The sequence below is a fragment of the Martinezella sp. CNPSo 3957 genome, from assembly GCF_057784395.1.
In genome coordinates, this window is record NZ_JBXSOU010000007.1 from 145,195 (window position 1) to 165,492 (window position 20,298).

17 protein-coding genes and 1 pseudogene are annotated in these 20,298 nt (G+C 57.1%); 12 read left to right on the forward strand and 6 right to left on the reverse strand.

Going from position 1 to position 20,298, the window contains the following annotated elements:
• Window positions 1-14: 14 nt before the first annotated feature.
• The gene (locus AC13QE_RS17985) at window positions 15-815 is read left to right on the forward strand and encodes an SDR family NAD(P)-dependent oxidoreductase (protein WP_488484695.1); all 801 of its coding nucleotides are present in this window, start codon (window positions 15-17) and stop codon (window positions 813-815) included.
• Between the two features lie 160 nt (window positions 816-975).
• Entirely contained in the window at window positions 976-1,899 is a 924-nt protein-coding gene (locus AC13QE_RS17990) for a LysR family transcriptional regulator (protein WP_132720907.1), read from the forward strand.
• A 140-nt stretch (window positions 1,900-2,039) separates the two neighbouring features.
• Here AC13QE_RS17990 and AC13QE_RS17995 read toward each other — a convergent pair whose 3' ends face one another.
• From AC13QE_RS17995 to AC13QE_RS18020, 6 genes are all read right to left on the reverse strand, one after another.
• Complete coding sequence (locus AC13QE_RS17995; RefSeq protein ID WP_488484696.1) at window positions 2,040-3,332, reverse strand: epoxide hydrolase family protein; 1,293 nt, start codon at window positions 3,330-3,332, stop codon at window positions 2,040-2,042.
• 13 nt (window positions 3,333-3,345) lie between these two features.
• Window positions 3,346-3,759 (reverse strand): organic hydroperoxide resistance protein, encoded by a 414-nt coding sequence (locus AC13QE_RS18000; protein WP_488484697.1) that lies wholly within the window; start codon window positions 3,757-3,759, stop codon window positions 3,346-3,348.
• Window positions 3,760-4,412: 653 nt separating this feature from the next.
• Window positions 4,413-5,042: a nucleotide exchange factor GrpE gene (grpE, locus tag AC13QE_RS18005; protein WP_488484698.1), complete on the reverse strand. Its 630-nt coding sequence runs from the start codon at window positions 5,040-5,042 to the stop codon at window positions 4,413-4,415.
• 74 nt (window positions 5,043-5,116) lie between these two features.
• Window positions 5,117-5,683 (reverse strand): HdeD family acid-resistance protein, encoded by a 567-nt coding sequence (locus tag AC13QE_RS18010; RefSeq protein ID WP_488484699.1) that lies wholly within the window; start codon window positions 5,681-5,683, stop codon window positions 5,117-5,119.
• Between the two features lie 270 nt (window positions 5,684-5,953).
• A complete protein-coding gene (locus AC13QE_RS18015; protein ID WP_488484700.1) occupies window positions 5,954-6,952 on the reverse strand; it encodes a cation diffusion facilitator family transporter in 999 nt (332 codons plus the stop codon).
• 58 nt (window positions 6,953-7,010) lie between these two features.
• Window positions 7,011-7,205 carry a hypothetical protein gene (locus AC13QE_RS18020; RefSeq protein ID WP_488484701.1) on the reverse strand — a complete coding sequence of 65 codons (195 nt, stop codon included), beginning with the start codon at window positions 7,203-7,205 and terminating at the stop codon, window positions 7,011-7,013.
• A gap of 574 nt (window positions 7,206-7,779) precedes the next feature.
• Here AC13QE_RS18020 and dnaK point away from each other — a divergent pair.
• From dnaK to AC13QE_RS18070, 10 genes and pseudogenes are all read left to right on the forward strand, one after another.
• Entirely contained in the window at window positions 7,780-9,732 is a 1,953-nt protein-coding gene (dnaK, locus tag AC13QE_RS18025) for a molecular chaperone DnaK (protein WP_488484824.1), read from the forward strand.
• Window positions 9,733-9,959: 227 nt separating this feature from the next.
• Window positions 9,960-10,862, forward strand: coding sequence for a DnaJ C-terminal domain-containing protein (locus tag AC13QE_RS18030; protein WP_488484702.1), 903 nt, complete (start codon window positions 9,960-9,962; stop codon window positions 10,860-10,862).
• Window positions 10,859-11,140, forward strand: a complete 282-nt coding sequence (locus tag AC13QE_RS18035; RefSeq protein WP_488484703.1) for a chaperone modulator CbpM — start codon at window positions 10,859-10,861, stop codon at window positions 11,138-11,140. Before AC13QE_RS18030 ends, AC13QE_RS18035 begins: the two co-directional genes overlap by 4 nt.
• 99 nt (window positions 11,141-11,239) lie before the next feature.
• Window positions 11,240-12,631 (forward strand): sigma-54-dependent transcriptional regulator, encoded by a 1,392-nt coding sequence (locus AC13QE_RS18040; RefSeq protein WP_488484704.1) that lies wholly within the window; start codon window positions 11,240-11,242, stop codon window positions 12,629-12,631.
• Window positions 12,624-14,642, forward strand: a complete 2,019-nt coding sequence (locus AC13QE_RS18045; RefSeq protein WP_488484705.1) for a sensor histidine kinase — start codon at window positions 12,624-12,626, stop codon at window positions 14,640-14,642. Before AC13QE_RS18040 ends, AC13QE_RS18045 begins: the two co-directional genes overlap by 8 nt.
• A 210-nt stretch (window positions 14,643-14,852) precedes the next feature.
• On the forward strand, window positions 14,853-15,245 hold the full coding sequence (locus AC13QE_RS18050; protein WP_488484706.1) for a hypothetical protein: 393 nt from the start codon (window positions 14,853-14,855) through the stop codon (window positions 15,243-15,245).
• Between the two features lie 172 nt (window positions 15,246-15,417).
• On the forward strand, window positions 15,418-15,948 hold the full coding sequence (locus tag AC13QE_RS18055; RefSeq protein WP_488484707.1) for a DUF1269 domain-containing protein: 531 nt from the start codon (window positions 15,418-15,420) through the stop codon (window positions 15,946-15,948).
• 48 nt (window positions 15,949-15,996) lie between these two features.
• A complete protein-coding gene (clpB, locus tag AC13QE_RS18060) occupies window positions 15,997-18,600 on the forward strand; it encodes an ATP-dependent chaperone ClpB (protein ID WP_488484708.1) in 2,604 nt (867 codons plus the stop codon).
• A 97-nt stretch (window positions 18,601-18,697) separates the two neighbouring features.
• Window positions 18,698-18,966 (forward strand): annotated as a pseudogene (locus tag AC13QE_RS18065) (DUF2171 domain-containing protein).
• 261 nt (window positions 18,967-19,227) lie between these two features.
• Window positions 19,228-20,298, forward strand: coding sequence for a Dyp-type peroxidase (locus tag AC13QE_RS18070; RefSeq protein ID WP_488484709.1), 1,071 nt, complete (start codon window positions 19,228-19,230; stop codon window positions 20,296-20,298).

Below are 20,298 nucleotides of genomic sequence, written 5' to 3' on the forward strand. Positions count from 1 at the left end.
TAGGAGTAACGACAATGACGAATACCAAGGGAACTGCCGTCGTCACGGGCGCGTCGACCGGCATTGGAGCTGTTTATGCAGAGCGCCTTGCGACGCGCGGCTATGATCTCGTTCTGGTCGCACGAAGTGCGGATAAGCTCGGCCAGGTTGCTGATCGAATTCGCGGCAGGACAGGCCGACAGGTGGATATCCTTCCCGCCGATCTTGCCGATACCGCAGACCTCGCGAATGTCGAGGATTTCTTGAAGACGACGCCGGATATTACCTTGCTGGTCAACAATGCCGGTCTTGGCGGCGCCTTGCGGCTTGTCGAGTCCGATATCGAACAGATGACCGCGATGATCTCGCTTAATGTGACGGCGTTGACGCGATTGACTTACGCGATCGTGCCGGAATTCATCGCGCGAGGATCAGGCACGATCATCAACATCGCGTCGATCGTCGCAGTCAATCCCGAACTGCTCAACGGCGTCTATGGCGGCACGAAAGCGTTTGTTGTCGCCTTCAGCCAAAATCTCCGGCACGAGCTGCAAGGGACAGGTGTTCATGTTCAGGTGGTCCTTCCAGGCGCGACCGCCACCGACTTCTGGGCGATCGCCGGCCGTCCGGTCGAATTGCTTCCAAGTGCGATCGTCATGAGCGGTGAGGATCTGGTCGATGCGGCACTCGTCGGGCTTGATCGCGGCGAGTTTGCAACCATCCCCTCGCTTCAGGAGGGCGAGCTGTTCGATGCTTACGAGGCGGCGCGCCAAGCCATGGCCGGCAAGCTGTCCACCTCCAAGCCGGCAGCCCGCTATCGTGTCTCAACCCCATAGTTGATGGCGTGGCGAAAAGCGCGGAAGGGGCGTCGACGCATCAAGGCGCCGTGAAGTTGGCAAATCTGCCTGCAATGATCGAAGCTCCAGAAATGGGGTCTTCTGTCCCTCCTGCCCCGAAGGGGTTATTGTAAGCGAGTGGGGCTTCATGGGGGATAGCATGGACCGTCTTGATGCGATGCAAGTGCTGCTGGCAGTCGTTGACGCCGGCAGCCTTTCTGCGGGAAGCCGAAAGCTCAACGCACCGCTGCCAAGCGTGAGCCGTAAGGTAGCGGAGCTTGAGCGCTTTCTCGGTACGAACTTGTTGATCCGCACCAGCCGGAATATTCAGTTGACCGATGCGGGCCGTGACTATGTGGAGGCGGCCCGGCAGATCGTGGCCCAGATCAAGGAAGCCGAGCTTCGAGCCTCGGGCGAATATGAGGTTCCGAGAGGCGAGCTTGCGATCACGATGCCGTTGCTCTTCGGCCAGCAACAGGTAATGCCGCTCGCGCTCGATTTTCTTTGCGAGCACCCTGAAATCACACTGAATGTCCTGTCCGTCGATCGTGTAGTTCATCTCGTGGATGAGCATGTCGATATCGGTGTCCGCCTGGGCCGCCTCGTCGATAGTTCGCTCTATGCGGTCAAGGTAGGTGACTTTCGTCTCGTGACCTATGCCAGCCCCTCCTACCTCGCTCGCAAAGGTCTACCCAGAAAGCCCGAAGATCTCGCCAGTCACGACGCTGCCGTGTTTGGTGCAATCGAGACAGCATCGTGGATCTATGATCTTGACGGGCGAAAGGTCCAGGCAGCGCCGAATATCCGAATCCGTGCCAATACCAGTACGGCTGCCATCGAGGCTGCTGTGCGTGGTATTGGTATTGCGCGGGCGCCGAGCTATCAAGCACTGGACGAACTACGAACCGGCGCATTGGTTCGCATCCTGGACGATCACGACAACAAGACCTTTCCGGTGCATCTGGTCTATGCGCGCCAAGGTCTGCTCCCATTGAAGGTGCGGGCCTTTCTGGACTGGATGGTACCCCGCATGCGTGAGGCGTTGCGGCAGCTCGAGGATATCAAGCCGGTGGGGAGAGAGTGAATTCCTGTCGTCCATATGCGCTGCTGCATGGCACGACCGTGCAGAGCCATCGTCGCCGCACGTGAGGCGAAGCAGACAAGCCTGCGATCGCAATGACCGCAGGCCTGACATTGTACTATGGTCCGGATTTGTAGCTGGTATCAGCGCAGCGATCGGAAGGCAGCGCGCATTTCGCTCGTGAACGCGGCCGGTTGTTCCCAGGCGGCGAAGTGGCCGCCCTTGTCGGGGCGATTGTAGTGGATGAGGTTCGGATAGGCGCGTTCGGCCCAGCTTCTAGGCGCTGGATAGAGTTCATCTGGGAAGACGCTCACCGCGACCGGCAGCGTGACGCCTTTGGGCGCGAAGAAGGCGAGCTTGCTTTCCCAGTAGAGGCGTGCCGATGAAATGGCAGTTCCGGTCAACCAATAGAGCGACACATTGTCGATCAGGTCTTCCTTCGAAAGTCCCTCCTGGCCGCCGTCGAAGACGCGAGTGATCAATTCCATGCTGCGCGCATCATGGTCGAACATCCATGAGGCAAGCCCGATCGGCGAATCGGCGAGTGCGTAGAGCGTCTGCGGACGCTTCGCCATCTCGATGGCATAGCCCAGGCCATTCTTGTAGAAATAGTCGAGCTGGTTATAGGCCTGGAGCTCTTCCGGAGACAGATCAGCCGGCGCACCTGCGCCTGCAGCGAGTGCCTTGGCAATATCGTCCGGCACCGTTGCCGGCATGTTCGTGTGGATGGCGATCAGGCCGGAAGGCCTGAGCAGTGCCAGTTGTTCGGTAACCGCATTGCCCCAATCACCGCCTTGAGCAACGTAACGCGTATAGCCGAGGCGCTCCATCAGGAGGGACCATGCCTTGGCGATGCGGATTGGATCCCAGCCAAGTTCGGTCGGTTTGCCCGAAAAGCCGTGTCCCGGCAAAGAGGGGATCACCACGTCGAAGGCGTCGGCTCCGGTGCCGCCATGGCGGGTAGGATCGGCCAGTGGGTCGATGACCTTGAGCTGTTCGAAAATCGACCCTGGCCAACCATGCGTGATGATCATCGGCAATGCGTTCGGGTGCTTCGATCTCACATGGATGAAGTGGATGTCGACACCATCGATCTCGGTGATGAAATTGGGCAGCTTGTTCAGAGAGTCTTCGGCCTTGCGCCAATCGTATTCATTCGCCCAATAATCGGCGACTGCTTTCATGGTCGCAAGCTTTAGACCTTGCGACGTATCGTCGACCGTCTCGCGGTCGGGCCAGCGCATTGCCTTTACGCGTTGCTTCATATCCGCAAGCGTAGCCTCGGATATGGCGACTTTAAACGGGCGCACCGCCGAATTGTCCGGGGCGATAGTGCTTGTTGCCGACGCAATACGAGGAAGGCTAAGGGCGGCAGCGCCGATCAGCGACGCGGCAACGAACTTGCGTCGGCCGACCTCTGTGCTGATGATTGACATCTTATTTCTCCTTTCAGGCGACCGTGACATGGGCATCAATGCCGCCCCGTGTCATTTTCGAGTAAGGGCAGATCGCATCAGCCGAGCTGACGAGTGATTGAGCCACGTCCGGATGGAGGCCGGGCAGGCTTACGTTGAGCCTTGCGACGAGATGGAAGCCTTCTCTGTCATCGAGGTTCAAATCGACTTCGGCGTCTACTGCTGTGCCATCCGGCAGTTCAATGCCAGCCTGGCTGGCAGCGCGCGCCAATGCCCCCTCGAAGCAGGCCGACCAACCGGCTGCGAAAAGTTGCTCGGGATTGGTGCCGGGGCGTTTGGTACCCGGGGTTGCGAGTTCGACCTCGAGTTGGCCATCCGAGCTTCGGGCTGCCCCGTCGCGGCCGCCGATTGTGTGAACGTAAGCAGTGTAAAGGGTCTTGCTGGTCATCGTTTCAATCCTCACTTGAGTTGCCGTGTTCCGGCCGACATCGACGCGCTTTTGTATGCACAGGGCTACATCGGACCTCGTGGTGATATCGGCCTGCTTCAATGCGATAAGCCTCTCAACTCGGATTTGACCGGCGGGCATCGCATCGATGTCAATCTAAGCGCTCCCAAATGCTGTAATCAGACCACAAGACTGGGAGGTTACATCTCATTTTCAGAGAGGATATTGATCTCGAATGAGGGCGGTTCGAAATAAATTGTCATGCGGCAAGCATAACAGTTGCGATTGACGCTAACCGTGCAGAGGCAGGCTGTTGGCCGTTGCGGGACCGTTTATTTCATCTTGGGCCAGGTAGGCATTGCTCTCATCTGCTGGCGGAGATCGGGTTCATTCGAAATTCGCAGCCATCGGCTTACGGCGTTCGATCTCAAAGCACGTCGTGGACGCTAAATGAGGAGAGCGATGTTCCACGCGGAATGCAATGCCACGGCAATGACCCCGCGAGGATCAGCACGGTGGCGAATACCAGGAAGCGGATGGGAGCAATTCTGTTACCAATGGTCATTGTGGCAAGGCCCGATCAAACCCAAGAAGGTTCGGCGTCTTTGTCGGTGGTTTTCGTGAGGGGCGGCATAGAAGCGGTCGACAGACAATTAGCTTTTAGATCCACGTGGCGGGCCGCCACGAGACACTGCGACTTTTGCCGGCCTGAGGGGACGGGTTCCTATGGTGTAGCCAGGCTCGGCCACCATCGTGACTGTGCCGTGGGGAATGCTCGGATCTTCCGTTTCGAACATTGCTTCATGAAAATTCGGATCAAATGCCTCGCCGGCGGGATTGAGCTTAGCAACGCCGTGCTTTTCCAGCGTGCGCAACAGCTCCTTTTCGGTAAGTTCAACGCCTTCTATCAGCGTCCGTACAGGCCCATTACCGTGACCAATTTCCTCTGGAATGCTGCTGATTGCGCGCGCGAGGTTATCGGCCACCCTTGTGATGTCGCGGGCGAATTGGGTGACAGCATATTGCCGCGCATCGTTTACATCGCGTTCGGCACGTCGGCGCACATTTTCCGTCTCCGCCAAAGCACGAAGAAGGCGATCTTGAAGGCTTTTGTTATCTGCCTCCAGACGTTCCAGTTTTTCGGACATGGCCATTCCGAGGGGCGGTTCGTCGGTAGCAGCAGCCTCCTGGCTGTTGTTTCCTTCGACAGGGTTGTTCGGCGAATGCGGGTCTTTCGAGGCATTTGCCGATTTTTCGTGAGGTTGCCGTTTCTCGTTGCTCATCTCGATGTCCTGTCACGATTTGTCACTGGAGGCTGAGAACGAAACACGCGCCTCGAATGTAAGGTTAAGAGAACTCACGGTACTGTTCCGAGCTGACAGGCAAAGCCGATCAGTGTCATGCCCTGGAACATCAGGTCGATCGCCAAAAGTAGGCCAAGGAGCCAGATGCTGTTGACGGGCCACCCGACTAGGAAAATCAATCCTGCAAGAGCAGTCACCGCACCGGATGCGATGATCCACGCCCAGCCTTTTGTCCACCTCGCGCGAATGCCAATAAGCAGTCGGAGCGCGCCAGACGATAAAGTGAGCACAGCAAGCAGCAACGTGAGGATCACGGAGGCGAGCGCAGGATTGGCGAAGGCGGTTGCACCGGCTATTGCATAGAATAAGCCGCTGACGAGCCAGAGGGAAAATCCGCCCCACGTCCTGACGCGCAACGCATGCAGGATTTGCAGCGCCCCGGCCACGGTCATCAGGACGCCAACATAGAAGACGGCGGCGATCGTCGCATAGAAAAGGTCGCCCGCAGCAACGGCGCCGAGGGCAATAAAGACGACACCGAGGACGAGAAACCATCCCCACTTCTTGTGCGCATTGGCAAATGCCTCCCGCCGAACGGGAATCACGCTGATGGACGTCATGTGCAGCCTCCTTTGCCCGAATGGACCGCAAGGATTTCAAATCTGCTTTCAGATCGGCGATTTCGCCGTTCCAAGCCCATATAGCTGATCGATGCAATGAACGTGCCACTTGAAATGACTTGTGAAAACAGTATGTTGCGTTGGCGGCAAAGGGGAGAATGGACATATTGTCCGAACCCTTCGGGACAAGATGTCGGATAAGCAAGTTGGGAAAAGAGATCAGATTCCCGGTGATGATCGGCGGATAAGGCCAATCGAGGCATCCCACCATTATGGCAGTGTAGCTGGAAACAGATAGTCGCCGAACCGTTTCCTGCGAGCTCTTTCGAATTGCTCAAGCGTCTGCGGTTTGACAAATAAAGCAACGACCTCGGGATGTGCTAAGCGGACCTTTTCCTCGATCGAAGCTACGCATTCCTCAATCTGCTCGGTGAATAAAGTAGGATCGAATTCAATACTCAGTGCCACCATCGCCTGATCGGGAGCGAGCTGGGCCGTCAGTGCGCTGTTTGCGTGCACAACGCCACGTTGTTCCTGTGCAATATTGCAAATGGCCTCGACCAGCGCCGGGGTTGCCCGTTCTCCTATGAGCAGGCTTTTGCTCTCGATCGCCAAAAGAATCGCCGTTATCGCGAGAACGATGCCGATCAGAATAGATGCTACTCCGTCCAGTACCGGCATTTGAAGCTTTTCGGCGGCGGCAATCCCGATCACGGCGATTGCAATGCCGATCAGAGCAGCGCTGTCTTCAAACAGCACCATGAATGCAGGCGGATCCTTGCTTTGGCGGAATGCTTTCCAGAAGCCGAGGTTGCCGCGTGCCTTTGCGAAGGCCCGCCAGCCGACAACCCAGGACGCGCTCTCGAACATAAAAGAAAGAGCCAGAACGATGTAGCTGATCTGTGCATATTCAATTGGTTGCGGATCCAACACATGCCGTATGCCTTGGTAGATCGAAACGCCTGCGCCTAACGCAAACAGCAGCAGTGCGACAATGAAACTCCAGAAATAGAGCTCACGGCCGAAGCCGAGGGGATGGACGAGGTCTGGCCTTCGAACGGCACGATGATATCCATAGAGAATAAGCCCTTCGTTTCCGCAATCGACGACTGAGTGCACAGCCTCGCTGAACATCGCGGCGCTACCGGTCGCTACGGCAGCAACGAGCTTCGTTATTGCGACTGCGATGTTGCCTGCCAATGCGGCATATACGGCTGTTCGGGCGGTATGTCGCCCCTGCACGCGCGGATCGGAAATCGCTGCGGACACCGCCGTCTCCTATGAAAAAGTTGACGCCAGCAAAATCACATTAACCGATCGAATGGCATTAATCCATGTCACGGAATGCATGTCCGGCTGCGGCTACCCCTTCGATGACACTCGGCGGCAGAAGATCCGCCGCGTCGGTGCCGTCAAAAATCCACTCCTTTGGATCGGCAAAGTCTGGAAGATTTGCTCCGGCGCGCACGTAGAGGCCGATGGCAGGCTTTTTTTCGTTGATGTAAAGATCGTATTCTTGCATGGGGAATCTCCTCTGCAACCCAACTCAGAACTCACGCAAATCTGCTCCCGGCCTAAATCTTGCCAATGGTAAAGAGTAGTGTCGGCCAAGTAGATTGTGCAACGAGACTGAAGCAACGGTCGTGCCAGTTCTAAAAGGTCAGCATAACCAATCGGCTATGACTACAAGAGCTTTGACTCCCGACATTATGTCGGTTGGGTTTTGGACAAAATGTCCACGCCGGCGTGCATGTTTGTAAGATTGTTCTCGTTTATCCGGAGTGTTGGATTGGAAGCTGGTCTCTTTTCCAATTCAATGCACGCGATGGGGTCGTGACAATTGCAAGGTGCCGGTGTGGTGACGGACATTTTGTCCGATCGGTGCGAGACATCCTGTCTGAGAAGTTCGTCAAATTTCCTATAAGTAATTGATATTTATGAATATCGAAAACTGGCACGACGGTTGCACCTGCCTTTCGGCAGTACCAGTTCGTTGCCCGATGTCATAGCGGCGGCAGTGTCTCTTCCGGACGGTCGCCGTTGCTCCTTGAGGAATGGTGGCATGGGCGAGCTGGCACAGGGGTGATCCCGGACGGATGCTGTGCGGGGCGCGAACATCAAATCCGCGAAGGAAACAGAGGAGTAATACGGTGAGTAAAGTTATCGGAATCGATCTGGGTACGACCAACTCCTGCGTTGCTGTGATGGACGGCAAGAACACGCGAATTATCGAGAACTCGGAAGGTGCGCGAACGACGCCCTCGATCGTTGCCTTCACTAGCGATGGCGAACGCCTGGTGGGCCAGCCTGCGCGCAGACAAGCGGTCACCAACCCTACAAACACGATTTTTGCCGTGAAGCGTCTCATCGGCCGTCGTTACGATGACCCGACGGTCGAAAAGGATAAGGGCCTCGTTCCTTATAAGATCGTCAAGGCGGGCAATGGCGACGCATGGGTCGAGGCGGAAGGCAAGACCTACTCACCGTCCCAGATTTCCGCCTTCATCCTGCAGAAAATGAAGGAGACCGCCGAAGCAAATCTCGGCGAGAAGGTGACACAGGCGGTCATCACGGTTCCTGCCTATTTCAACGATGCGCAACGGCAGGCCACCAAGGATGCGGGCAAGATCGCGGGGCTTGAGGTCCTGCGTATCATCAACGAGCCGACAGCCGCAGCGCTGGCATATGGGCTTGAGAAGAAGAAGCAAGCGAAGATTGCTGTCTATGACCTTGGCGGCGGCACCTTCGACATTTCGATCCTCGACATCGGAGATGGCGTCTTCGAGGTGAAGTCGACGAATGGCGACACGTTCCTCGGCGGCGAAGATTTCGATATGCGTCTTGTCGAATACCTCTGCTCGGAGTTCAAGAAAGAGCAGGGCATCGACCTGAAGACCGACAAGCTCGCGCTGCAGCGTCTGAAAGAAGCTGCCGAGAAGGCGAAGATCGAGCTTTCGACAACGACACAGACCGAAATCAATCTGCCTTTTATCACTGCCGATGCCACTGGACCCAAGCATCTGCAGGTCAAAATTACGCGCGCCAAGTTCGAGTCCCTGGTTGAAGATCTCGTGCAGCGGACAATCGAACCCTGCCTCAGCGCTCTGAAAGACGCCGGTCTGACGGCGAAGGAAGTGAGCGAGGTCGTGCTGGTCGGCGGCATGACCAGAATGCCGAAAATCCAGGAGGTCGTCGAAAAGATCTTCGGCAAGGAGCCTCATAAGGGCGTGAACCCTGATGAGGTGGTCGCCGTCGGTGCCGCGATTCAGGCGGGTGTGTTGCAGGGTGACGTCAAGGACGTCCTGCTTCTCGACGTCACGCCACTGTCGCTGGGGCTGGAAACCTTGGGCGGCGTCTTTACGCGTCTCATCGAGCGCAACACGACCGTCCCCGCGCGCAAGAGCCAGATATTCTCCACCGCTGAGGACAACCAGAACGCGGTGACAATCCGCGTCTTTCAGGGTGAGCGAGAATTGGCGGCAGACAACAAACTCCTCGGCCAGTTCGATCTGATGGGAATCCCGCCGGCACCGCGTGGCACTCCTCAGATCGAGGTCACCTTCGATATCGATGCCAACGGTATCGTCAACGTCTCAGCCAAGGATAAGGGGACCGGCAAGGAACAGAATATCCAGATCCAAGCCTCCGGCGGTCTTTCCGAAGCCGATATCGAGAGGATGGTCAAGGATGCCGAAACCCATGCCACCGAGGACAAGAAGCGCAGGGAAACCATCGAGGCCAAAAATGCCGGCGATGCTCTTATTCACGAAACGGAGAAAACTTTGGCCGAGCACGGCGCAAAGATTGCGGATGCCGATCGCCGGACGATCGAAGATGCCGTGTCGAATCTCCGTGAAGCATTGAAAGGCAATGACGGCGACGCGATCACAGCCAAGGTCAATGCGCTTCAGCAGGCCAGCATGAAGCTAGCCGAGGCGGTTTATTCGCAACCTCAGCAGTCTGACACAGCATCACCGGCTTCGGGAAATGATGATGTCGTCGATGCTGAATTCACCGAGCTCGACGACGATCAGAAGAAAGCGAATTGAGATCGATGGGGCGGAGCTTGGCAATCCGTCCCCCGATCGCCCCATGCATGATCACGGCAAAAGTCCAGCCATAGGGTGCTGCGTCCGGCTGGACTTGCCGTACTTTTCCTGCGGGGATCAATGGCCGCCCCTTCTTTATTCGTTGTCCCGCGTCGCGGAAAGGGCTCAGACGCTCGAGACGCCTCCCGCTCGATAATTGCTCAACTCAATCATATCCGGAGTAAGACGTGAAAAATCCTTATGAGGTTCTTGGGGTCAGTCCCACCGCCTCCGCATCGGATATTCAGTCCGCATATCGCAAGCTTGCAAAAAAGCTGCATCCTGACCTGAACCCCGGCGATAAATCTGCGGAAGACAAGTTCAAGGAGGTTGCCGCCGCTTATGACCTGGTCGGTGATGCGGACAAGCGAAAGCGCTTCGATGCTGGTGAGATCGATGAGAGCGGTGCGGAACGGCCGCAACATCATTATTACAGGGATTTCGCGCATTCCGACGATGGTCACCCCTATATGGATACATCCGGCTTTGCGGACTTCATGGAGTCCGACGATGCTTTCGCGGACCTGCTGAGGCGCAGTCAACGCAGCCGGGCAAACCGCCGCGGCGAAGATCTGCATTACACGCTCCCCATATCGTTCGTTGAATCGATAACCGGCGCCAGCAAGCGCCTAACGCTGCCGGGCGGGGGCACCCTTGATGTCACCATCCCGGCTGGCCTCGTCGACGGCAAGATCCTTCGCCTCAAGGGCAAAGGTGCTCCCGGTGCGGGGAAGGGCGGGCCTGGCGACGCCCTCATTCAGGTCGAAGTTCTACCCGATCCCCGCTTCGAGCGCGATGGGGACAACATATCGATAGAATTGCCGATTTCGCTCAACGAGGCCGTGCTCGGCGGGAAGATACGCGTGCCGACACCAACCGGCGACGTGTCCATGTCGATCCCAAAAGGATCGAACACGGGGACAACGCTGCGCCTTCGCGGCAAGGGTGCTCCGCAGTGGGGAGGAGGACATGGCGATGAATTCGTCAAGCTCAAGATTGTCCTGCCCAAGCACACTGATCCAGAGCTTGAGACCTTCGTGTCGAACTGGACGGCCGGAAGAGACTTCAACCCACGCGAGGACAGGTCATGATCATCACTAAGACGGAGCTTCTCACACAGTCGGGTCTCAAGGTGAAAACACTGGAACTATGGATCGAGCAGGAATGGGTCATTCCGCAGGATACACCGTCGGGGCCGGGTTTCTCGGATGCCGATATCGCCCGGGTCCATCTCATTCGCGACCTGACGGAAAAGGTCGGCGCGAACGATGCTGGGGTCGACGTCATCCTACATCTGCTCGACCAGCTACACGGCATGCGGCGTGCTTTTGAACAGTTGCAATCTAATCTGAAGGATACACTACCCTGAGGTGTGGATTGAAACAGTTGACAGCCCCTCCAGAGCGAGATGCTTTAGTGGCATGGCAATGCGCAATCGTCGATACAATAGCATCCAGGAGTGACGGTGATGTCTGAGCAAGAGTCCAACGATATATCGGAACGCGTCAAGAATCCCGAATTCGGACCGTGGCTCGCTCAAGCTTCGATCCTCGTCGTCGACGACGAACCGGGCATGAGAAATTTCCTGCTCAAGACCCTTGGTCCTCGCTGCAAGATTATTGAAGAGGCTGCGAATGCGGCCGAGGCGTCCCGCAAGCTCGATCAGCAGCATTTCGATGTCGTGATCCTCGACAACATTATGCCGAATATGAACGGCCTCGACTGGCTGGCCGAACAGCGCGCCGCTGGTTTCTTCGCGGATGTCATCCTCATGACTGCTTATGCCGATCTCGACACGGCTATAAATGCGGTGCGCGTCGGCGTGGTCGATTTCGTTCTGAAACCTTTCAGATCGAACCAATTGTTAAATTCGATTGCCCGTTGCCTCGATCGCAGCCGGTTGCAGCGCGAGAATGACGTCTTGCGGCATCAGTTGAAGTTCTCGGCCCACCAAGTCTATCTCCGAAACAATATCGTCGGGCAATCGCCTGCCATCGAGAAAGTACGGGCCATGATTGCCCGTGTTGCTCCGATATCGACGTCTGTCCTGCTGACTGGACCTTCCGGGACCGGCAAGGAAGTGGCTGCCCGTTCGATACATTCTCTTTCAGATCGTGCCGACAAGCTGTTCGTACCGATCAATTGCGGGGCCATTCCAGCCGACATGATCGAGAGCGAACTGTTCGGCCATTTGAAGGGGGCGTTTACAGGTGCCAATCGTACGCGTGAGGGGCTGTTCCTGCATGCACAAGGAGGCACGATCTTCCTCGATGAAATCGCCGAGATGCCATACTTGCTCCAGAGCAAACTACTGCGGGTATTGGAAGATCGGCGCGTTCGGCCGATTGGCTCGGAGCGCGAGCTTCCGTTCGACGCCAGGTTTATCTTCGCAACGAATGCCGATTTGGAGAGCCGGGTTGCAGCAGGGACCTTCCGAGCGGACCTTTATTTCCGCATCAACGTCGTCCAGATTCAACTGCCGCCGTTGAAGGACCGCGGCAATGACGTTTTGGAACTGGCAGGGCTGTTCATGCGCGAAGTCGCACAGCAGGTCGGTATGCCGGCAGTGGAGATCGATGAACATGTTCGATCCTATCTTTTGAGATATGATTGGCCGGGCAACATAAGAGAGCTACGGAATTTCATCGAAAGGGCTGTTATCCTCGGGAGCTTTCCCGAGGAGGCGGAAAGGTCTCCTTTGGTCCCTGCACGAGCCGGTGGGCAAAGCTTGGCGGAAATTGAAAAGCGTCATATTCTGGCTGTGCTGCGAGAGGTTGGCGGCGATCGTGAGGAGGCCGCTCGACGGCTCGGGATTTCTCGCAAGACGATCGATCGGAAATGTGTAAGCTGGAATGGGTGAGGGAACGAGCGAGATTTCAAACCGCAAGGCATCGGTCCGTTATCGCCTTCTGGCAATCGCCCTCGTCCCGATGCTTGTCATCCTGCCCATATTGCTGGGCATTACGATCTATCGCTGGAACGAACGGTTCGATGCGCTCGCAATATCCAAGGTCAACGATGACCTGACGATCGCCCATTTCTACATCGACAGAATGCTGGCGGTGACTGAAGAGCGTCTTGCCGCAGTCAGCCAATCTGCACGCTTTCGGGATCTCACCGCAGGTGGACATATCTCTACTGGTGATCTCAATGCCTTCCTGAATGAGACAGCCAATGATCGCGGCTTGGATTTCCTTTATCTTATCGATGGCTCGGGCAATGTCGTCGCCAGTAGCCGTCCACTCGCCAATGCCTTGCCACGCTGGGACTGGCCCGTCGTCAAGGCAGCTCTTGATGGCAAGTCATCAGCCGGGTTCGATGTCTTCGACCAGAATGAACTCTCCGCGCTGACACCAGAGCTTGCCGAGCGGGCGCGGATCGCGCTTGTGCAACCGGGTTCCGATTCCGCTATTCAACAGGAAAGCCGGGGTCTTATTCTTCATTCCGCCACTGAGGCGACCGGGGCGAATGGGAAGCGTGGCGCATTGGTTGCCGGCGTGCTTCTGAACAAGAACACCTCGTTTATCGATACCATCAACAGACTGATTTACAACGAAGCCAGCCTGCCCGTGGACAGCCGCGGGACCGCGACCGTCTTCCTTTCGGATGTCCGGATCAGCACCAATGTGGATCTTTTCGAAGGACGACGCGCGATCGGAACCCGCGTTTCGCCGGAGGTAGGCGAAGCGGTCCTCAAATATGGGAAGACCTGGAGAGAGCAGGCCTTCGTCGTCAATGACTGGTATATCTCGGCCTATCAACCGTTGCTGGATACTTACAATCGGCGCGTCGGGATGCTCTATGTCGGTTTCCTGCAGAAGCCATTTACCGATGCGAAAAGAGAAACGCTGATCGCGATCGTCATCGCCTTCGGCGTGGCGGTCGCCGCGACCGTACCCTTGTTCCTTGTCTGGACGACCAACATCTTCCGACCGCTGGAGCGCATGACCCGGACGATCAGCGCGGTCGAAACCGGCGACCTTACCGCGCGAACTGGCCTGCCGAAAATGAAAGACGAAATCGGTCAGGTCGCATCGGAACTGGACCGGTTGCTCGATCAGGTTCAGGAGCGTGATGCGGAATTGCGGCTATGGAATACGGAACTCAATCAGCGTGTCGAGGAGAGGGCCCGCGCGCTGCAGATGGCGAACGAGCAGCTCGAGACGACAACAAAGCAGCTGATCATGTCGGAAAAGCTCGCCGCGATCGGTGAAATTACGGCCGGCGTCGCTCATGAGATCAACAATCCCATTGCCGTGATCCAGGGCAATCTCGAAGTCATTCAGAGTATCGTCGGAGACGAGGCTGACAAAGCCAGAGGCGAGTTCAAGCTGATCGACCAGCAACTTATGCGCATCAGCGAGATGGTCACCAATCTCCTCAAATTTTCGAAGCCTCAGGAATATGCTGGGGTTCTGGAGCGATACAATCCCGCCGAAGTCATCACCGACACCCTACCGCTCGTACGGCACCTTCTGAAGAAAACCACCATCGTGATAGAGCGAGAGGACGGCGCATCCCGGCTCATTGCAATGCCCCGCAGCGAACTTCAGCAAGTCATGATCAATCTGATCGTCAATGCGTTCCATGCCATGCCTCAAGGAGGCAAGCTTATTCTTCGCACCGTCGATTCCGATGTGGATCGCGCGCCGGGTATAGCGGTCGAAGTCTCGGACACCGGCAGTGGCATGGAACCGGATGTCGTCAACAGAATTTTCGACGCGTTTTTTACGACCAAGCGCCGTGAAGGCACAGGTTTGGGCCTTTCCATCTGCCAGATGCTTGTGACGCGCCAGGGCGGCACGATTGCAGTCACCAGCAAACCCGGCGAGGGAACGACCTTTACGGTCTGGCTTCCGGAAGCCGCTTAACACAGTCCCGCTGGGGACAAATAGTCCCCTATCGGACGACAGTTTGTCCGCAACCGGTGCCGCTTGTCGCTGTGACCCATTGAAAAGACTTGGAAACCACAAGTGGCACGATTGTTGCGGCGTCGTTTCGCGAGCCGCCAATCCAGCCGTGTGACGGACGGCGATCGGGCGGAGTGGCATTCAACCCAAACCGAACCCTGGAGGTCCGCAATGACCGCCGTATCGACCGAACAGCTTTCGAAAGACATGCAAGCCTCGGCACAAAAGCTCGAAGAGGCCGGGCTAATCCCGCAATCGCAGGACCAGCCGCTGAACGCCAATGATCTGTTCTTTTATTTGACGCAGACATCCATGCCGATGGTCGACCTTCTGCAGCAGCACGGTCTTTTTCTCGATGATCGGGGATTGAATTACGATCTCACGCAATTCGACGCGATCAGCCTGATCGCCAACAAGGTGATCGCAGAACGACAGGCGGGCTATTTGGAGGGCGTCTGGAAGCAGCTTGATCTCTCAACCGACGAGGATATGGATTCAAACGGGACCTATATCCTCACGGCTCTTGCGGCGCTTGAAATCCTGTATGGCCCCCAACCGGTCTAGGCAACAGACCGCAACGAAAGACAATTTGTCCTGCCCAAGCCGACACATTGTCTTCGCCAGGGTTGTCTCAGGCGATCAAGCTTTTGATTTTAAACATTTTTAGCATCTGGCACGATGGTTGCTCCAGTGTTCCATGCCTGAAGAAGAATGGTTTGGAACGAGGGAGAGAGTTGTGTCCGATCTGATCGTTATCGTTTACCCGACCGAAGACAAAGCCGAAGCCATAAGGCAGAAGCTCGTGAACCTTCAGAAGGAATATTTGATCGAGCTTTCCGACGCCGTGATCGCCGTCAAACAGGACAATGGCAGGGTCAAGCTCATTCAATTGATGAACACGACGGCAGTCGGCGCCATTTCCGGCGGCTTCTGGGGGCTGTTGATCGGGTCCATTTTTCTCATGCCGCTCCTTGGCGCGTCGATCGGCGCCGCGTCCGGCGCACTTGGCGGCGCATTGACCGATTACGGCATCAATGACGGCTTCATGAGGGAGCTTGCAACAAATCTGAAGCCGGAGAACGCCGCGCTGTTCCTGCTGATCCGCAAGATGACCGCCGACAAGGTTCTCGACGAACTTAAGGGCACCGGTGGAACCGTCCTTAGAACATCGCTGGATCACACGAAGGAACAGGCGCTGCGCGACGCGCTGGCGGCATCCCCCGGCTTTGGGCAGCCGGCGCCCGCCGAGACTTCTTCGCACAACTGATGCTGACTTGTTTCAGCCGTCCAATCACCGTTGCAGAAGGTGGCCAAAATGAACGTCGAAAAATTCACGGACCGCGCGAAGGGCTTCATACAGTCGGCTCAATCGCTCGCCATGCGGGACGGAAACCCGCAATTTAACAGCCTGCACCTTCTGAAAGTATTGCTTGATGATAATGAGGGTCTCGTCTCCGGCCTTATCGATCGTTCCGGCGGCAACTCCCGCACCGTTCTCGGCGCGACCGAGGATGCGCTTGCAAAATTGCCGAAGGTCTCGGGCTCTGGGGCAGGCCAGGTCTATATGGCTTCCGAACTTGCCCGCATATTCGACGCTGCGGAAAAGATCGCCGAAAAAGCCGGCGATAGCTTCGTGACCGTGGAGCGTCTGTTCCAGTCATTGGTCGAGGAGCGCAACAGTGATGCGGGCAAGGTGCTGTCCGATACCGGGGTGAATCTTCAGGCGATCACGGCGGCGATCAGCGCGCTGCGCAAGGGACGAACCGCCGACAATGCCTCGGCAGAGAACGCTTACGACGCGTTGAAAAAATACGCCCGCGACCTAACCAAGGCTGCTCGGGACGGAAAACTGGATCCCGTGATCGGTCGCGACGAGGAGATCCGGCGCACGGTCCAGGTTTTGTCGCGCCGGACCAAAAACAATCCTGTCCTGATCGGCGAGCCGGGTGTCGGCAAGACTGCGATCGTCGAGGGGCTGGCGCTTCGTATCGTCAATGGCGACGTGCCCGAAAGCCTGCATAACAAGAAGCTTCTGGCGCTCGACCTCGGCGCTCTGATTGCTGGGGCGAAGTACAGGGGTGAGTTCGAGGAGCGGCTGAAGGCCGTACTGCAGGAGGTGACGTCTGCGGAAGGCGGCATCATCCTGTTCATCGATGAAATGCATACTCTGATCGGTGCGGGTAAGACAGATGGCGCCATGGACGCGTCCAATCTGCTGAAGCCGGCGCTGGCACGTGGTGAATTGCACTGCGTCGGTGCGACCACGCTCGATGAATACCGCAAGCATGTCGAGAAGGACCCTGCGCTGGCGCGGCGCTTTCAGCCGGTCTTCGTGCCGGAGCCGAGCGTGGAGGATACGATCTCGATCCTGCGCGGCCTGAAGGAGAAATACGAGCTGCATCATGGCGTGCGGATTTCGGATGCAGCGCTAGTGGCGGCGGCCACCCTGTCCAATCGCTACATCACGGATCGCTTCCTGCCCGACAAGGCGATCGATCTCGTCGACGAAGCCGCAGCGCGCCTGAAGATGCAGGTCGATTCGAAGCCGGAAGAGCTGGATACGATCGACCGCGATGTCATTCGTCTGAAGATCGAGCAGGAAGCGCTGAAAAAGGAGAATGACAAAGGATCGAAGGCCCGGCTTCAGGCTTTGGAAAAGGAACTGGCCGACCTGGAAAAGCGATCGGCCGACCTGACATCCAGGTGGCAGGCGGAAAAGGGCAAGCTTTCCGATGCGCAGAAGATCAAGAGCGAGCTTGAGCAATATCGCACCGAGCTTGCGAATGCCCAGCGCAAAGGCGAGTTCCAGCGCGCGGGCGAGCTTTCCTACAGCACTATCCCGGAACTGGAAAAGAAGCTTGCCGCGATCGAGGCAAGCGAAACCTCCTCGATCAGCGAGACGGTGACTGCCGACAACATCGCCCAAGTCGTATCGCGGTGGACCGGCGTGCCGGTCACCAAGATGCTGGAGGGTGAAAAGGACAAGCTGCTTCACATGGAGGAAAAGCTCGGCGAGCGGGTCGTCGGCCAGGCGCAGGCCGTGCGCGCGGTATCGACCGCCGTGCGCCGTGCCCGTGCCGGCCTGCAAGATCCCAATCGTCCGATCGGCTCCTTCATGTTCCTAGGGCCGACCGGCGTCGGCAAGACCGAACTTGCCAAGGCTCTTGCGGAATTCCTCTTCGATGACGAAACCGCGATGGTTCGCATCGATATGTCCGAATTCATGGAGAAGCACTCGGTTTCGCGGCTGATCGGCGCGCCTCCCGGTTATGTCGGCTATGACGAAGGCGGCGCATTGACCGAAGCCGTTCGCCGCCGACCTTACCAGGTCGTTCTCTTCGACGAAATCGAGAAGGCGCATCCGGATGTTTTCAACGTCCTGCTGCAGGTGCTTGACGATGGGCGGCTGACCGACGGCCAGGGCCGGACGGTCGATTTCCGCAACACGCTGATCATCATGACGTCGAATATCGGCGCCGAATATCTGGTCAACCAGCCGGAGGGTGAAAAGACGAGCGTGGTGCGCGAAGAGGTCATGGCGATGGTTCGCGTCCATTTCCGTCCGGAATTCCTCAATCGCATCGATGCGATCATCCTGTTTCATCGTCTCCAGAAGACCGAGATGGGCCGTATCGTCGATATTCAGTTCGCACGCCTCAAGAAGCTTCTCAGCGATCGAAAAATCAGCCTGTCGCTCGACACGAAGGCGCTGAACTGGCTTGCCGAAAAGGGGTGGGACCCGGCCTTTGGCGCGCGCCCGCTGAAACGGGCCATTCAGCGTTACGTTCAGGACCCGCTCGCCGAACTGCTTCTGGGCGGAGAGGTTCACGATGACTCGACCGTAAAGCTCTCGGTCGGAAAAGACGGGCTCACCTTCAACGGCAAGGCCGTCAAGATACTGGACGACGAAGACGAATAGGCGCGGCGGTCGACCGCGTAGCCCACCCCTTGCCAACCAAATCGCTGATCCCAGCATTCGCCTTGGGGTCCCAGTTCAGCAGCAAAGGAGAAGAAACATGACGGACCATAAGATCAAAGAGGGCATGGAAGTGATCGGTGCCGATGGCGTCCACGTCGGAACTGTCGACCGCGTCGAAGGCAATCGCATCAAGCTCATCAAGAGCGACAGCGGCGACGCCTTTCACAAGGGCCGCATCATCATTATATCGAACTCGGTTTCGTTGCCGGTGTCGAAGGCGACAAGGTTCGCCTTTCCGCCAATGCCGATATCGCTGTCACGCTCGAAGAGGAGCGATCAGGCCGTCCCGTGCCGGAGGATGAGTGATCGCGGCTTTTAATCGATTGCCTCGTGGCGGCTGCCCCGGGGCGATCGATCTCAATGAGGCACGCTTGAAATATTGCAGGACTATTTTGGTGGGTAGCCCATTCGTGAGGACTATCTCATTGTCGAGGGCGTGGCCTTGCCGGCACAGGCGCGCGCTCCTACAAATTGAGGTAGAAATCCCAAGACCAAAAACTGTGTGCGGCAATATCATTCCTCACCCGCATGCCAGGCGCGACATTTGAAAGATTTAACGGACGGATTATGGCGGCAGACGAAACAAAACCAACCCCACAGCCTGTTGTTGCTCGCCTCACGCGCGCGGCGATTTTTCTGGTTCTGACCATCAATCCCGGCCCGGACAACGAAAGAGCAGTGCGATCGCTGTGCGCCGATCTTGGCGGACTGCTTCGCGCGGTTGGGTTCCGCGATCTGGAGGGCAGGTTGTCCTGTGTCATGGGTTTCGGGTCCGAAGCATGGGACCGCCTGTTTCATGGACCGAGGCCGAAAGATCTGCATCCTTTCAAGGAAATTCAGGGTGTACACCATGCTGTTTCCACGCCGGGCGACGTCCTCTTTCACATTCGTGCGGCCCGCATGGATCTTTGTTTCGAGCTCGCGATGGAGATCATGTCGCGGCTTGGAGATGCGGTGGCAACCGCAGATCAAGTCCAGGGCTTCAACTATTTCGACGATCGCGATCTCATCGGTTTCGTCGACGGGACGGAAAACCCGGTCGATCAGGCAGCGATCGACGCGGCGATCATCGCCGACGAAGACCCGGCCTTTGCCGGCGGCAGCTATGTGATCGTCCAGAAATACCTGCACGACCTGAACAAATGGAATGCGATACCTGTCGAAGTGCAGGAGGGTATCGTTGGCCGCAAGAAATTCTCCAACGTCGAGCTCGATGACAGCGTCAAACCGAGCTACGCGCATAATGCGCTGACGACGATCGTCGAGAACGGCGAGGAGCTCGATATCGTCAGGGATAATATGCCCTTTGGCGATGTCGGGAAGGGCGAATTCGGGACCTATTTCATCGGCTACGCCCGATCCCCGGCGCGTATGGAACAGATGCTAGTCAATATGTTCGTCGGTCGACCACCGGGAAACTACGATCGCCTGCTTGACGTCAGCCAGGCGATTACCGGCAGCCTCTTCTTCGTTCCGTCGGCAACCTTTCTTGACAATGTCGAGCCCGACGCAGCCCCTGCACCGGTTGCCGAAGCTGAATCTGCCTCCACAGATCAATCGGACAATACGAACTCCGCTCCCCGGAATGAAAACACGGACGGCTCCCTCGGGATCGGTTCCTTAAAGAAAGAGGTTTGA